This window comes from Pseudomonas sp. SIMBA_068 (assembly GCF_046534705.1).
Classification (GTDB): Bacteria; Pseudomonadota; Gammaproteobacteria; order Pseudomonadales; family Pseudomonadaceae; genus Aquipseudomonas; species Aquipseudomonas putida.
In genome coordinates this window covers 1-268 of sequence record NZ_JAWRYI010000608.1, presented here as the reverse complement: position 1 = coordinate 268, position 268 = coordinate 1, and the positions used below count along the sequence as shown (strand labels likewise).

Genomic DNA, 268 nt, shown 5'->3' with positions numbered 1-268 from the left:
GGGTGTGAACCTGCAATCGGGCAATGGAAACCAAGGCAGCAACAGCCTGTCGATCGGCCAGGGTTGCAGTGTCTGCGCCAGCGGCGTGCGCTTCTGATGCAATGGGGCCTTGGCAACAAGGCCCTTTTTTATTCCAGTGTCCAACAGGTCATACGATCATGCGCCTCGCGACCCTCACCCTCCTGATGCTGCTCACCGGCCCTACGTGGGCGGGCACCATGGCGGTTTCCGCCATGCCTGGCGGTGCAGTCATCTTCAAGAAGGTCGA

1 pseudogene is annotated in these 268 nt (G+C 60.4%); it reads left to right on the top strand.

The annotated features are described in order from the left end of the window. Window positions 1–158: 158 nt before the first annotated feature. A pseudogene (locus SB756_RS30625) lies at window positions 159–268 on the top strand (peptidase C39); the annotation flags it as partial.